Annotated in this window: 14 protein-coding genes; 5 read left to right on the plus strand and 9 right to left on the minus strand. The window is 69.2% G+C overall.

What is annotated here, in order from left to right; all coding sequences use genetic code 11:
* Positions 1-47: 47 nt before the first annotated feature.
* Both ACZ5ZX_RS38935 and ACZ5ZX_RS38940 read left to right on the plus strand, forming a co-directional pair.
* Entirely contained in the window at positions 48-890 is an 843-nt protein-coding gene (locus ACZ5ZX_RS38935; protein WP_465507009.1) for a TNT domain-containing protein, read from the plus strand.
* Positions 887-1,162, plus strand: a complete 276-nt coding sequence (locus ACZ5ZX_RS38940; protein ID WP_465507010.1) for a hypothetical protein — start codon at positions 887-889, stop codon at positions 1,160-1,162. The genes ACZ5ZX_RS38935 and ACZ5ZX_RS38940 overlap by 4 nt, the downstream gene beginning before the upstream one ends.
* Before the next feature lie 64 nt (positions 1,163-1,226).
* Here the strand turns inward: ACZ5ZX_RS38940 and hisN are convergent, their stop codons facing one another.
* Complete coding sequence (gene hisN / locus ACZ5ZX_RS38945; RefSeq protein ID WP_465507011.1) at positions 1,227-2,012, minus strand: histidinol-phosphatase; 786 nt, start codon at positions 2,010-2,012, stop codon at positions 1,227-1,229.
* Positions 2,013-2,054: 42 nt separating this feature from the next.
* Between hisN and ACZ5ZX_RS38950 the strand changes: the two genes are divergently transcribed.
* From ACZ5ZX_RS38950 to ACZ5ZX_RS38960, 3 genes are all read left to right on the plus strand, one after another.
* Positions 2,055-2,759, plus strand: a complete 705-nt coding sequence (locus ACZ5ZX_RS38950; RefSeq protein WP_465507053.1) for a response regulator transcription factor — start codon at positions 2,055-2,057, stop codon at positions 2,757-2,759.
* A gap of 1 nt (position 2,760) precedes the next feature.
* Entirely contained in the window at positions 2,761-4,044 is a 1,284-nt protein-coding gene (locus ACZ5ZX_RS38955; protein ID WP_465507012.1) for an ATP-binding protein, read from the plus strand.
* Positions 4,045-4,107: 63 nt separating this feature from the next.
* On the plus strand, positions 4,108-4,620 hold the full coding sequence (locus ACZ5ZX_RS38960) for a hypothetical protein (RefSeq protein WP_465507013.1): 513 nt from the start codon (positions 4,108-4,110) through the stop codon (positions 4,618-4,620).
* Here ACZ5ZX_RS38960 and ACZ5ZX_RS38965 read toward each other — a convergent pair.
* The 8 genes from ACZ5ZX_RS38965 to ACZ5ZX_RS39000 all read right to left on the minus strand — a co-directional run bounded on the left by ACZ5ZX_RS38965 (position 4,598) and on the right by ACZ5ZX_RS39000 (position 12,874).
* On the minus strand, positions 4,598-5,011 hold the full coding sequence (locus tag ACZ5ZX_RS38965) for a hypothetical protein (protein ID WP_465507014.1): 414 nt from the start codon (positions 5,009-5,011) through the stop codon (positions 4,598-4,600). The two genes, ACZ5ZX_RS38960 and ACZ5ZX_RS38965, sit on opposite strands and share 23 nt — an antisense overlap.
* A 4-nt stretch (positions 5,012-5,015) precedes the next feature.
* The gene (locus ACZ5ZX_RS38970) at positions 5,016-5,648 is read right to left on the minus strand and encodes a helix-turn-helix transcriptional regulator (protein WP_465507015.1); all 633 of its coding nucleotides are present in this window, start codon (positions 5,646-5,648) and stop codon (positions 5,016-5,018) included.
* A 487-nt stretch (positions 5,649-6,135) separates the two neighbouring features.
* A complete protein-coding gene (locus ACZ5ZX_RS38975) occupies positions 6,136-6,783 on the minus strand; it encodes a response regulator (RefSeq protein WP_465507016.1) in 648 nt (215 codons plus the stop codon).
* A 236-nt stretch (positions 6,784-7,019) separates the two neighbouring features.
* A complete protein-coding gene (locus ACZ5ZX_RS38980) occupies positions 7,020-7,856 on the minus strand; it encodes an NAD(P)H-binding protein (protein ID WP_465507017.1) in 837 nt (278 codons plus the stop codon).
* A 10-nt stretch (positions 7,857-7,866) separates the two neighbouring features.
* The gene (locus tag ACZ5ZX_RS38985) at positions 7,867-9,225 is read right to left on the minus strand and encodes an MFS transporter (protein WP_465507018.1); all 1,359 of its coding nucleotides are present in this window, start codon (positions 9,223-9,225) and stop codon (positions 7,867-7,869) included.
* 250 nt (positions 9,226-9,475) lie between these two features.
* A complete protein-coding gene (locus ACZ5ZX_RS38990) occupies positions 9,476-10,015 on the minus strand; it encodes a GtrA family protein (RefSeq protein WP_465507019.1) in 540 nt (179 codons plus the stop codon).
* A gap of 126 nt (positions 10,016-10,141) precedes the next feature.
* Positions 10,142-10,642, minus strand: coding sequence for a GtrA family protein (locus ACZ5ZX_RS38995; protein ID WP_465507020.1), 501 nt, complete (start codon positions 10,640-10,642; stop codon positions 10,142-10,144).
* 12 nt (positions 10,643-10,654) lie between these two features.
* Entirely contained in the window at positions 10,655-12,874 is a 2,220-nt protein-coding gene (locus tag ACZ5ZX_RS39000; protein ID WP_465507021.1) for a sigma-70 family RNA polymerase sigma factor, read from the minus strand.
* Positions 12,875-13,119: the final 245 nt, after the last annotated feature.

The following is a 13,119-nucleotide window of genomic DNA, read 5'->3' on the forward strand; positions in this document are numbered from 1 at the left end:
GCTGCCTCCCCCTTGACCGGTGGGATCGATTCCTTGGGGGAGGTGCGGTGACCGATCCGAGCGAGGCCGGAACTGGCCCGATCCGGTTGCCTGTGCAGTACGAAGGCGCCGACGCGCCGACGCCGCCGCAGGGCCTACGGGCTCCGTACGCGCCTTCGCCGTGGCCACCCGCCGTCGCGCCGTTGCGGGTGCCGTTCCCGCCGCCCGCGCCGCCGTTGCCCCCCGCTCCGCCGCCGATGGGTGCCTTGCGGACCGAACGGGAGAGCGTGATCGCGCTGTTCCTGGTGCATATGTTCCCCATCGGGCATCTCCCGGTCGCGATGGCCAAACCCGCGCGCCAGCTGCCGCTGCCCGAGGGCGGCTCCGGTCCGCTGGATCACCCGGAAGCGGGAGTGCTGGACGATCTGGACGCGTTGACGCATGTCAGCGGCGGTTTCCGGCGTTCGCCGACGACTCCGGCCGCCGTACCGCCACCGGCGTTGACGAGGGGCCACGACCCGTGGGGCGGAGAGTCCCCAGAGGACTGGGCGCGCCGGTTCACCGACGAAACCGGGTACTCGTGGCCTCCCGGCGAACTCTTCCCGGAGGGCGGTATCGACCAGCCGACCCCGGTGATGCTCGAGGTCGGTACCCACATCGACCGGTTCGGGGATCAGCACGGCCGGGTGTTCGCCGAGGACGCGACCTTGTATTCGATGCGCTCGTTGCCGCCCGACCGGGTCGCCGCCTATCGGCGTTACCGTGTCGTCCGGCCGTTGCCGGTCTGGCGATCGGTGAACGCCGAATGGTTCGGCCAGCCCGGCGGCGGGGTGCGCTTTCGCGCGGTACTGGGCGCGGATGAACTCGTCACGCTGGGCTTCCTGGCGGACGTCACGGGGGAGGTTCGGTGAACACGGGGACGATCCTGCGGTGGCTGGCCGCGTTGGGCGTGCCGCCCGAAGTGGTCTCGGTCGGCGCGGAGACGGACAACGCCTGGTGTCTCATGCGTGTCGAGGAAGAGGGCGCCGAGCCCGCCTGGGAAGTCTTCTGGCGCGAGCAAGGCGACCGGTACGACTGGGCGCGCTTCACCACCGAACAGGTCGCCTGTCACTACCTTTTCGGCCGCCTGGCCTGGTCGCAGGTCGCGCGCGGCGCGGTCGGCCTGCTGCCCGGCGCGCACTGACCTCGAAGCGCGTGAAGGCCCCCTTCCCTCGGCTCAGCCGAGGGAAGGGGGCCTTCACGCGACATCAGCGTTTCAGGATGGCGAGTACTTCGTCGTGGAGCAGGCCGTTCGTCGACAGGGCCGAGCCGTTGTCGTAGCGCGCCTCGCCGGAGAGGTCGGTGAACCGCCCGCCCGCCTCGGTGATCAGCACCTGGGCGGCGGCGACGTCCCACGGGTTCACGATGCATTCCGCGGTGACGTCGAGCGCGCCCTCGGCGACCAGGCAGTGGTGCCAGAAGTCGCCGAAAGCGCGGCTTTCCCAGCAAGCGTCGACGAGGTCGAGGTACTTCTCCCGTGAGTGGTACTCGACCCACGAGTTCAAGTCCGTTGTGGACAGATAGGCGTCTTCGAGCGAGGCCACCTTCGACACCGACAGGCGCCGTTCGCCGCCGGAGTCGCGCATCCAGGCGCCGTCCCCGGTGGCCGCCCACCAGCGACGGCCGAGCAACGGCGCGCTGATCAGGCCCACCACCGGCATGCCGTCTTCGACCAGCGCGATCAGCGTCGCCCAGACCGGGACGCCGCGCAGGAAGTTCTTGGTCCCGTCGATCGGATCGAGCACCCAGGCCCGGCCGGTCGCGGCCGAACCGCCGCGTTCTTCACCGAGAACGGTGTCGTCCGGACGTTCTGTGGCGAGGATCGCGCGGATGGCGTCTTCGACGGCCGTGTCCGCGTCGGTGACCGGTGTGCGGTCGGGTTTGCGTTCCACGGCCAGGTCCAGCGCGCGGAACCGGTCGGTCGTGATGGCGTCGGCGGCGTCGGCCAGCCGGGTGGCGAGTTCCAGATCATTCTCGTAGCCGGGCACGGTCACGATGCTTTCACGCCGGGCAGCCGTAGAGTTGACCAGGTGAGCATGGTGCTACTCGCCGAGGACGACCCGGCCATCGCCGATCCGCTTTCCCGCGCACTCCAGCGGGAGGGATACGACGTGCGTGTCGTCGGTGACGGGCCCGCCGCCCTCGACGCGACCGAGAGCGACAGGGTCGATCTTCTGGTGCTCGATCTCGGCCTGCCGGGGATGGACGGTCTCGAGGTGTGCCGCCGCCTGCGCGCCAGCGGCACCGAAGTGCCGGTGCTGATGCTCACCGCGCGCACGGACGAGGTCGACTTCGTGGTCGGGCTCGACGCCGGCGCCGACGACTACGTCGCGAAGCCGTTCCGTCTCGCCGAACTGCTGGCCCGCATCCGGGCGCTGCTCCGGCGCCGGGCACCCGAGGTGCTCGAAGCCGGGGGAGTGCGGATGGACCTCGGTGCCCGGATGGTCACCGTGGACCTGCACGAGGTGCAGCTGGCGAACAAGGAGTTCGAGCTGCTGCGGGTCCTGATGAGCCGGGCCGGTCAGGTCGTCAGCCGCGACGAGATCCTCGCCGAGGTGTGGAACGACCTCGAATCGAAGACGTCGAAGACGCTCGACATGCACATGTCGTGGCTCCGGCGGAAACTCGCGATCGCCGCGGACGAGGCGGCCGGACGGATGGGCAAGCCCGGCGGGAACGGTGACGGCGAACGGCGGATCGCCACCGTCCGCGGCGTCGGCTTCCGCTTCAACGCGGAATAGCATGCGCCGCCGCATTCTCCTGGCGATCCTGCTCGCCGTCGCGGTGACCGCGGCGGTGCTGGGCATCCCGCTCGGAATCACCGCCTGGCAGCTGGTCGAGAACCTCAACCGGGAGAACCTCGCGTCCGCGGCGCGCGGGATCGCGGCCACCCTCGACAACGAGATCGCCAACGGCCAGCCGATCGACCTCGACCAGGTCCGGGTGGCCGTCCCGCAGGGCGGACTGCTGACCGTCCGCGCGGAGGGGCAGATCGAGAAGCGCTACGGCTCCGACCCCGGTGGCGACGTGGTTTCCGAAAAGGTGCCGATCGCGCTGCACGGCGAGGTCGAGCTGTCCGTGCCCGCCGGGCCGATGCGCACCCGGCAGACCCAGGTGACCCTGCTCGTGGTGCTGCTGGTCGTCTTGTCGGTGGGCACCGGGACGGTGGTCGCGACCGTGACGGCACGACGGCTCGCGAAACCGCTGAGGCATGTCGCCGATCGCGCGGTCAAACTCGGTGGCGGCGATTTCCGGCCGGATCCGAAACGCTACGGCGTCGGCGAACTCGACATGGTCGCCGAAGCCCTCGACGCGTCCGGCTCGGCGCTGGCGCAGCTCGTCCAGCGAGAACGCCAGCTCGTCGGCGACGTCTCCCACCAGCTGCGGAGCCGGTTGACCGCGTTGCAGCTGCGGCTCGAACCGCTCACCGTCCATCCCGATCAGGACGTCGTCGACGAGGCGAAGGCGGCGCAGGAACAGGCCGACAGGCTGGCCGACGCACTCGACGAACTGCTGGCGGCGGCGCGTGCCGCCAGCGAGGTCGGCGCGGAACCGGTGAATCTGCCGGAAGTGCTGCCCGAGGTTTCCGAGGAATGGCGACAGTTGCTTCGCGCCGAAGGCAGGCATCTGCGGCTTCGCGTCACCGACGGGCTGAGGGCCAGGGCCACTCCTGGCCGGTTGCGTGAGGTCGTCGGTGTCCTGCTGGACAACGCCCTGCGCCACGGGGCGGGAACGGTCACGCTCGCCGCCCGCCGCGGTGACACGGACGGCACGGTGGTGATCGAGGTCGCCGACACCGGCTCCGGGGTGCCCGACGAGCTGGCTCCGCACATCTTCGAACGCGGGTTCTCCGGCGGCGGCTCGACCGGGGTCGGCCTCGCCCTCGCCCGTGCGCTGGTCGAGGCCGACGGCGGGCGGCTGGAACTGTCGAGCAAACAGCCCGTGGTGTTCAGCCTCTTCCTGAAAGTCCCCCGCCCCGGCGATGTGGCCGAAGTGCGTTGGCCCGCTGAGCGGGTCCCTCGGTAAGACCACCCGAAGGACCTCCCGATCGGGCAATGCCGTGGAGGCGCGCCGACTTAACGTCGGGGAGTGCATGCGACGGCGTTCCGCTACCGCCCACCGGTGAATCCGGTGGCCGCGGCGACCGTGGAGATCGGCAAAGTGACGGTCTCCGTGCGGTTGTCCTTCGACGGCGACCTGTACGCCTGCCGCCGTCCGCCCGGTGTGGTGGAGCGGGTGGAGGCCGAAGCCCTGGACCTGCTCTCGAAGGGGCTGTTCGTCAGCGGAATCGACACCCAGGTCGCGACCGTGACCGGAACGGCGGGACACCGGTTCGTCCAGGAGACGGCCGTGTTCCAGCCGACGGACCGCTGGATCTACCGCGGCACGTGCGGGGTCGGCGCCAGCCGGAACGGGCTGACCTTGACCGGGATGCTCGGCTACCGCCTCGAAGTCCGGGCCGGCTGGGCGCGCCGGGCCGGTGAGTGCGGCCCGCCCGCGACCGCCGCCGAATGGTGCGAGTTCTTCGGAGCACAGCTGGCTTCCATCGGCGGAGTGGTCCTGCGGCGGGCGTCGGTGCTCAATCCCGGTACTCCGCCGTGACCGTGACGACGAACCCCGCCCGCGCGGGCAGGCCGAGGCTGACCCACAGTCCGGTGGGATCGGTTGCCCCGAGCGCCAGCCGCATCGGCCGCGCGTCGACCATCAGGAACTCGGTTTCGAGCAGGACCAGCAACGACCGGTCGAGCAGGTCGTGCTCGTGGCGGACCTTGCCCGCCCGCGCGGTGACCAGATACGACAGTTCACACCGCTTCGCCCGCACGGCGCCGTTTCCGGGACCGGCGCCGTGCAGGGCGAAGAGGAACAGGTCGACGCTCGATACCTCCGTCTCCGTCTGCCAGGTGGGTTTCGGCGGATCCAGCCGGACCACCGTCCCCTCCGGCAGATGAGGTGCGATGAGCAGGCACAAGGCCTCGTCGACCTGGGTGATCACGGCGTCAGATCAATCCCTCACGCAGTGCGTAAGCCACCGCGTGCGAACGGTTCCGGAGCTGGAACCGGTTGGTCACGTCGTGCAGGATGCTCTTCACCGTGCGCTGCGAGTAGCAGAGCTGGTCCGCGATCTCCTGCGTCGAGAACCCCGACGCGACCAGCTTGAGCACCTCGGTCTCCCGGTTGCTCATGCCGCCGAAGTGCAGGCCGCGCGGCTGCAGCACCTGACGTTGCAGCCGGGAGACCCGGTGCAGGAGCCTGCCGAGCAGGTCGGGCGGAAGCGCGCCTTCCCCGGCGGCGGCCGCCTTGATCAGCCGGACCAGCATGTCGGCGCCGGCTTCCGAGCGGCGGGCGACCGCGCAGACACCGTGCTCGATGGCGCCGAGGATCTCGTTGTCGTCGACTTCACCCGCGATGAGCACGATGCGGGTGAACCCCTGGTGGTGCAGCGCGGACAGCAGTTGCGTCATCGCCTCGTCGAGGCGGTCGGTGACCAGGAGGGCCACCATGCTCGGGTCGGCGGTCTCCCCGTCCACCAGCCAGACGTCGTCACGGGAGCGCAGCGTCATGCAGACGCCGTTGTGCAGGATCGGATCGGTGGCGCGGACGACCACCGGTGTCCTGTTCGGTTCGAACATGTGATTCCCATTCCCCTCGAGCGGTGCGAGGGCCCCACCCCTCGCACCACTCACCCTGCCGGGTGAGGTGTCCCGGGCGCATGGGACTCCGGTCCCGACATTGCCCGAAAAGCCGCCCTTATCGGGGTTGCCCGGGGGAGGGAGGTCTTCGGCTCGCGAAAGCCCGTGAAGGCCTCCGTCCCTACCTTGATAGTCAGGGTCGCGGCAGGTCGAGATCTTGCAGGTCAGGCGACTTGTTCCTGGCTGTTGAACAAGGATGAGTCGAGGTGGGGCGGGCCTGGTTGTGGATGTCAGCGGGGGGTCGTGAGTGGCGATTCGGGTTAGAACCCTCATCGCCACTCACGACTCCCTCGCGAAACCGTGCAACTTGCCCAAATCGGGCACATTTGTCTCGTGAAGTGTCCCTTGTGGACAGTCGGTCACGGATGGCCGCGCTCCGGGCGCTGGGCGGGCCGCATTTCAAAGCCCGGCTCAGCGATTCAACGGCTCAGCGGCCCAGGCCGGCTTCGCGGGCGCGCACGATCGCTTCGGCGCGGTCCGTGACGTGGAGTTTGCTGAACACGTTGGAAATGTGGTTCCGCACGGTTTTCGGGCTGAGGCACAGGGTGCTGGCGATGGCGGTGTTGCTGTGGCCACCGGCGATGAGCGAGAGGACCTCTCGTTCGCGGACGGTCAGTTCCGGGAACACCGTGTCCGCGCTCGGCTGGGAGTGGTTGAAGAAGCCGAGGACTCGCGTCGCGATATCCGGCCCGAAGATCGCTTCGCGCCTTGCGACCGCGTGAACGGCGCGGATGATTTCGTCGGGTTCGGCGTCTTTCAGCAGATATCCGCGGGCTCCGGCTCGCATCGCGGAGAAAACGGATTCGCTTTCGTCCGCCATCGTCAACATGAGGACGCCGATGTCGGGCTGCTCGGCCACGATGTGCCGGGTCGCTTCGGCGCCGCTGAGGTCGGGCAGGTGCAGGTCCATGACCACGACGTCCGGCGCGAGGGCACTGGCCGCGCTGATCGCGTGTGCCCCGCTCGCGGCCTCGCCGACCACGTCGATCTGTGGTTCGTTGGCGAGCAGTGTGCACACCCCGAATCGGAACAATGGATGGTCGTCGACCACGAGCACGCGAAGGCGTTCGTTCATCCGGCTCTCCCCCTGTCTCCCCGACGCGGCACGCTAACGAGAGGGCCGGTCGCGGACAACGCGTGGTCCGGACAGCGGACCGGCGAGAATCAAACGCCCGATGAGTGTCGCCTATCGCGGCGTTCCGCCCAAGTCATTAACCCTTTCGGCCGAGGCGGGGGAGCAAGGGACCTTTGCTCGCGTTCGTTAGCACACTAACTAACGGGAGCAAAGGTCCCTTGCTCTCTTTCCGCAGGTCAGGCGAAGGCGGCGGCGTGCTCGCGAGCCCAGTCGGCGAACGTCAGCGGCGCCCGGCCGAGGAGTTCGCGGACGGTGCCGAACACGATCTCCTCGTTCCCGGCGGACTGCCGTTTGAGCTCGAAGAGTCCCTCGATCGTCGGAGCGGGCCAGCCGTACCCGAGCATCCGGGCGCGGGCGTCGGCTTCGGGCTCTTCGACGTAGGTCAGCCGCCGTCCGAGGACGTCGCCCAGGATCTCGACCTGCCGCCGCGTCGTGAGGGCCTCGCCGCCGGTGATCGGATACGTCTTGCCCGCGTGCCCGTCGGTGGTCAGCACGGTCGCGGCGACTTCGGCGATGTCGCGGACGTGCACCAGCGCGGACGCCGGATCGCCTTCGGGGACCCGGATGACGCCGTCGCCGCGTACGGCGTGCAGCCAGGCGAACCGGTTGTCCATGAAGGTGCCGGGACGCAGGATCGTCCAGTCCGGCCCCGCCTCGCGCACGGCTTCCTCGGCGGCGGCGTGCACCGAGGAGATCGGGTCCGTCTGTCCGAAATGGACACCGGTGGTGGAGAGCTTGACGAGCCGGTCGACGCCGGTGGCCGCCTTGACCACCGCGCGTTCCTGGGCGAGGCCGTCCGAGCCGTGCCCGGAAGTGAGGATGAAGACGCGATCGACGCCGTCGAGCAGCGCGGGATCGAAGGCGTCGAGATCGCCGGCGGCGACTTCGGCACGCGGATCGAGGCGGGCACGAGCGGGATCACGGGTCAGCGCGCGTACGCGAGCGCCCTTGTCCAGCAGCATGGGAACGAGTTCGCGGCCGATTTTGCCGGTGGAACCGAGAACGAGAATCATCGAAAACTCCTCAGTGGTGGCGCCGCAGCGGGACGCGCGGCAGGAAAAGGGCGGCGGCGAGGCCGATCGCGAGGGCGGGGACCATCACCCAGAACACGCCGTTGAGCGCGGAGGCGTACCCGGCGGGACTGTCGGTGCCGAAAGCGGTCGTGAACACCGCGCCGAAAACGGTCAGCCCGGCCGTGGTGCCGAGAGAACGCAGGAAGCCGACGGTCGCCGAAACGGCGCCGAGGTCGGTACGGGGGACGTTCTGCTGTGCGGCCATGGAGAGCACCTGCATGTTGAGTCCGGCGGCGGAGCCGAACACGACGAGGTAGGAGACGACGAGCGGCAACGGCGTCGACTCGTCCATTGTGGACATCGCGAGGGCGGCGGCGAGGCCGAGTGTCATGCTGAGGATCGGCGCCCAGCGGTAGGCGCCGGTCTTGGCGATGATCCGGCCGGCGACCATCGACGACGCGGCGACCGCGAGCGTCATCGGCAGCAGCAGGAGCCCGGCTTCCGCGGGTCCGGCGCCACCCGCGGTCTGCAGGAAGAGCGCCAGGTAGTTGACCGAACCCAGGAAGACGAACCCGGCCGCGGCACTGGCGAGCACGCTCAGGCTGAACATCCTGGCGCGGAACAGCCGGAGCGGGATGACCGGTTCGGCCGCTCGGCGCTCGATGACCAGGAAGGCGACGAGCAGTACGGCGCCGATCGACGCGGACAGCGGTGTCGCCAGGGTCAGGCCGACGATCGCGCCGGACAGGGCGACGATCCCGGCGAAGTCGAACGGTGCGGTCGTCCGGCGTCGTTCGAGCCGGAGAAAGCGCGCGACGGCGACGAGGGCGACCAGCCCGATCGGCACGTTGACCAGGAAGATCGACCGCCAGCCCGCGAGGTCGGTCAGCACCCCGCCGACGACCGGGCCCGCCAGCGAAGACCCGGCGAAACAGAGCGAGAACCAGGCGAAATAGCGGGCGCCTTCGCGACCGGGGAACAGTTCGCCGATGATCGCGGCGACCGTGACGAACAGGCCGCCGGAGCCGATGCCTTGCAGGACGCGGCCGGCGATCAGCAGCGGCATCGTCGGCGCGAGCGCGCAGGCGAGGGAGCCGAGGACGAACAGTGCGATCGCGGCGAGAACGACGCGTTTACGGCCGAAGAGGTCGCCGAGTTTCCCGTAGACGGGCGCGCTGACGCTGCCGGCCAGCAGGTAGGCGGTGGTGACCCAGGCGAACGACGCGGCGCCGCCGAGTTCACCGACCATGCGCGGCAGGGCGGTCGCGACGACCTGGGCGTCGAGCATCGCCAGGAACACGGCGGCGAAGAGCCCGACGAGGGCAAGGGTGTGGTGGGCGCGCGGAGGCGCGCCGAGAGCGGTGCTCAAGAAAGAGATCCATTCACTGGGAGAAACGAGGGAACGCGAGGGACGCAGAGCGCTGCTTTCGAAAGCAGCCCCTGGATCCCCGCCAAGACGGGAAAAGGCTCAACCGTCATCCGAACCGGATGCGGTCCTCTTCGCGCTTGGCGATCACCTCGAATTCGTCCCGCTCGACCGTACGAACCCGGCCGGCGTCAGCAGTGAAGGAACGTTGACATGGATGACCTTAAACAATCACATGTCGTTTGACAAGTACTTAAGGGAGCGGGATGACGTCTTCGTCCGGCTCGTCGCTGTCACGACGGCGTTTGCCCAGCTCATCCGGGAAGACCCACTTCTTGAAACCCCAGAAGCGGAAGAACATCGCCAGGAGCATGCCGATGATCGACCCACTCGTGAAGTCCGCGAACTCCTGGACGAACCGCGTCACGTGCGGTACTTCGAGATCGAAGATGTACCGGGACGTGTACAGCGGGATCAGGTTGACCACCACGGCGATCCCGCTTATCACGAAGAAGAGCGCCGCCTCGTGATGCCGCTCGCGGCCGCCGCGGGTCCGGAAGGACCATTCGCGGTTGAGGATGTACGAAACGATGGTCGCGACGATGATCGCGATCGCCTTCGCGGTGGTCGGCTTCGACTCCAGCACGCTGAGCTTCAGCAGGTACCAGACGCCGTTGTCGACGAGGAACGTCGTGCCGCCGACGATCCCGAACTTCAGCAGTTCACGGTGCTTGATCAGCACGGATCGGAACGGCTCCGGCGTCCGGGAAAGGACGGATTCGACCACGGTCACCCGGCCAGTCTAATTCGCGCGGGCCATCGAACGGGCTGGTAGGGGCATAGCCGGAGCGTTATATGACGCTTTGGGCGATTCTTCGGGCAGCGGGGGAGCAAGGGACCTTTGCTATCACTCCGCAGGTCAGGCCGCCTTGTCGGCCGGCTCGTCCGGAGTGTGCCGCCCGCCGCCTCGCAGCAGCCGCGGCCGCGCGTCGGCTTCCGGGAACACCCACTTCTTGAACGACCACCAGCGGAACGCCGTGCCGAGCAGCGTCCCGATGACCACGCCGCTGACGAAGTCCGCGATCTCCTGGGTCAGCAACCCGACGTGCGGCTGCTCCAGTCCGAGCACGTACCGCGAAACCAGCTGCGGAAGCGCGTTGAGCCCGAGCGCGATCGCGCTGAGCAGGAAGAAGAGCGCGGCCTCGTGTGCCCGCTCACGCCCGCCCCGGGTGCGAAAGGACCATTCGCGATTCGCCACGTAGGAGAAAATGGTCGCCACCAGGACACCGATGATCAGCGCGGTCACCGGTTTGTCGGTCAGCACGGTGAACTTCAGCCCGTAGGTGATCGTCATCGTGATGACGAAACTCGCACCCCCGACCATGGCGAAACGCAGCAGTTCCCGATGTTTCGCCAGCATGAGGGCACGCTACTAAAAGAGACCCCCGACGATCCCCTCGGGCTCCACGGTCGGCTTCGACTTACCCGGCCGCGGCGGCGCGCTCGTGGTCGTGGGCGGCGGAGCAGGCTCCTGTTTCGCCGGTTCCGAAGGTGTCGCGGACGGCGAAGGCTTCTTCGACGGAGCAGGCCATCCAGGTCGCCCTGGCTTCGTCGTCTCCGACGTCGCCGGAGGTTTCGAAGTGACCGACGGCAGCGAAGGCGGAGTGGTCGGCGGAAGCAGCGCCGAGTCGTCACACCAGTGGTGCCAGCAGCCGAAGTAGACCTCCACCGGCTTCGCCTTCGCGACACCGAGGGTGGCGTTCACCGTCACTGGGAGGTTGTCCGCCGGACGGCCCTTCAAACGGACCCACAGGCTGACCTGACGCCCCGGAGTCAGCGAGCCGCGCGAAGTGCACGACGCGCCTTCGCCGGTCGGCCGGCACGGGATGCCGTACACGCTCCATGAAGTGAGCACCGGGTGGTCGAGGGTGATCGTCACCGGCTTCGTCGACTTGCCCGTGTTCTTCACGCGGACCAGCACCAGCGGGTTCCGGTTCCAGGGGAACGCCGACAGCCCGTCGCTCTCGGCCCGCAGGACGACGTCGTCCGGCGGTTCCGGCGGCTTCGGCGCCGGTGGCACCTTGACCTGCACCTCGATCTTCACCTGGATCTGCGCGCCCGCCGTCACCGACCCCTTCACCACGCTGCCGTCCTTGGCCGTGGCGTCGGCCAGCAGCCGGAAGGTCAGCACCGCGGACTGTCCCGGTTCGAGACCGGTACCGGTCCGGCAGGTCACCGTGCCGGTGCCTCCCGGGCAGCTCACCGCGATCGTGGCGGGCGCCTGTTGCCGGAAGCCGCTCACGCCCACCGCGCCGCCGCCGGCGGCGGGAACGGCTTTCACCCCTTGCGGCAGGGTCAGCGAGACCGCCACGGGTTCGGACTTGGAACCACCGTCGTTGCGCACGGTTATCGGCAGGTTGGCTTCTTCGCCGGGCTTGAGCTGGACACCATCGGCCGGGCCCGACGCGGTCATTTCCGGCGGTGACGGGATCGCCGGCGACGACGGCGGCGGTTGCGGCGCGGGCGGCGGCTGCTGGGCAGGCGGTTGCTGCGCGGGCGGCGGTTGCTGAGCCGGCGGTTGTTGCGCGGGCGGCGGTTGCTGTGCGGGCGGAGGCTGCTGCGCGGGTGCCGCGGCGGGCGGGGGGACGGACGCCGCCGCGGGGATCTCCTGGGTTCCGCCACCGGCGGCGAGTGCCACCGCGACGGCGGCGATGATGGCCGCACTCGATCCGGCCACTCCGGCGAACTGGCGCGGTCCGGCAGCGGCGGCGCCCGCCGCCCCGCCCGAAGTCGAACCCGCGGCGGCGGCCGTCGCGGCCGCGGTGACCGCGCCCGCCTTGCCCGCCCCGGCGGTGGCCAGGTAGCCGAGCGCCGCGCCACCGAGCACGATCGGCGCGATGATCCCGCGCAGACCGCCGTTGATATCGGCCAGTTCCGCGGCCAGCGCGCGGCATTTCTCGCATTCGTCCAGGTGGTTCTCCACCTGGGCCCGTTCTCGTTTGGACAGGCCGTCGCGGGTCCACGCGCCGAGCTTGTCCGCGCTCGCGCGGCAGCGTTCACCGGCGTTCTCGGCCAGGTGGACCTGCAGATACGCCTGCCGGAGGCCTTCACGGGCCCGGTAGGCCAGTGCGGAGACGCCGTTCGCGGTCAGCCCCAGCAGCGGCGCGACCTCGGCGGGGCTCTGTCCCTCGATCTCGGTGTGCCACAGCACCGCCTGCCACCGTTCGGGCAGCCGGGCGAACGCCTTCGCGGCGAGCGTGCGCTCGAGCCCGGCGACGGCGGTGTCGGAGAAGGGGACCGTCAGCGCTTCGCCGACGGCACCGCCGACGTCGGACATGTCCTCGTTCAGGTCGACGCGCTTTTCCTTGCGCGTCTTGTCGTAGGCGGTGTGCCGCAGCGCTGTCAGCAGGTACGCGCGGAACGCCGTTTCGGGGCCTTTGCCGCCACGCAGCGTGTCCAGGACCTTCGCGAAGGCTTCCGAAACGAGGTCGTCGGCTTCCGAACTCGACCGGGCGAGCTGGCGGGCGAGATTGTGCGCCGCGCCGGCGTGACGTTCGTAAAGCGTTCCGTAAGACGCGATCTTCCCGTCACGCACCTCGGCGATCAGCTCGGCGTCACTCTTACCGGAGAGATCGGCGGGAACGATGGACACGGGACTCCTTCAGCTGCTGGTTGGGCGGGTTCTACTCGTCTTGACGCCCGAACAGGCCCAGTGTGACGGACCGGGCGACGTACGTCACCTCGCGGTCCCGCCGATGACCCGGAGGGCGCAACAGCTTCACCCTCGGCGGGTTACCGAAGAGTTCGGAAAGATCCTTGGAAAACGCCGTCACGCCCGCCCCGCACCGGCGTCCCCACCGTGAAGCGATCGCAAGATCGAAAAGATCAGGACGGAAG

Source organism: Amycolatopsis sp. NPDC033938, from assembly GCF_055575975.1.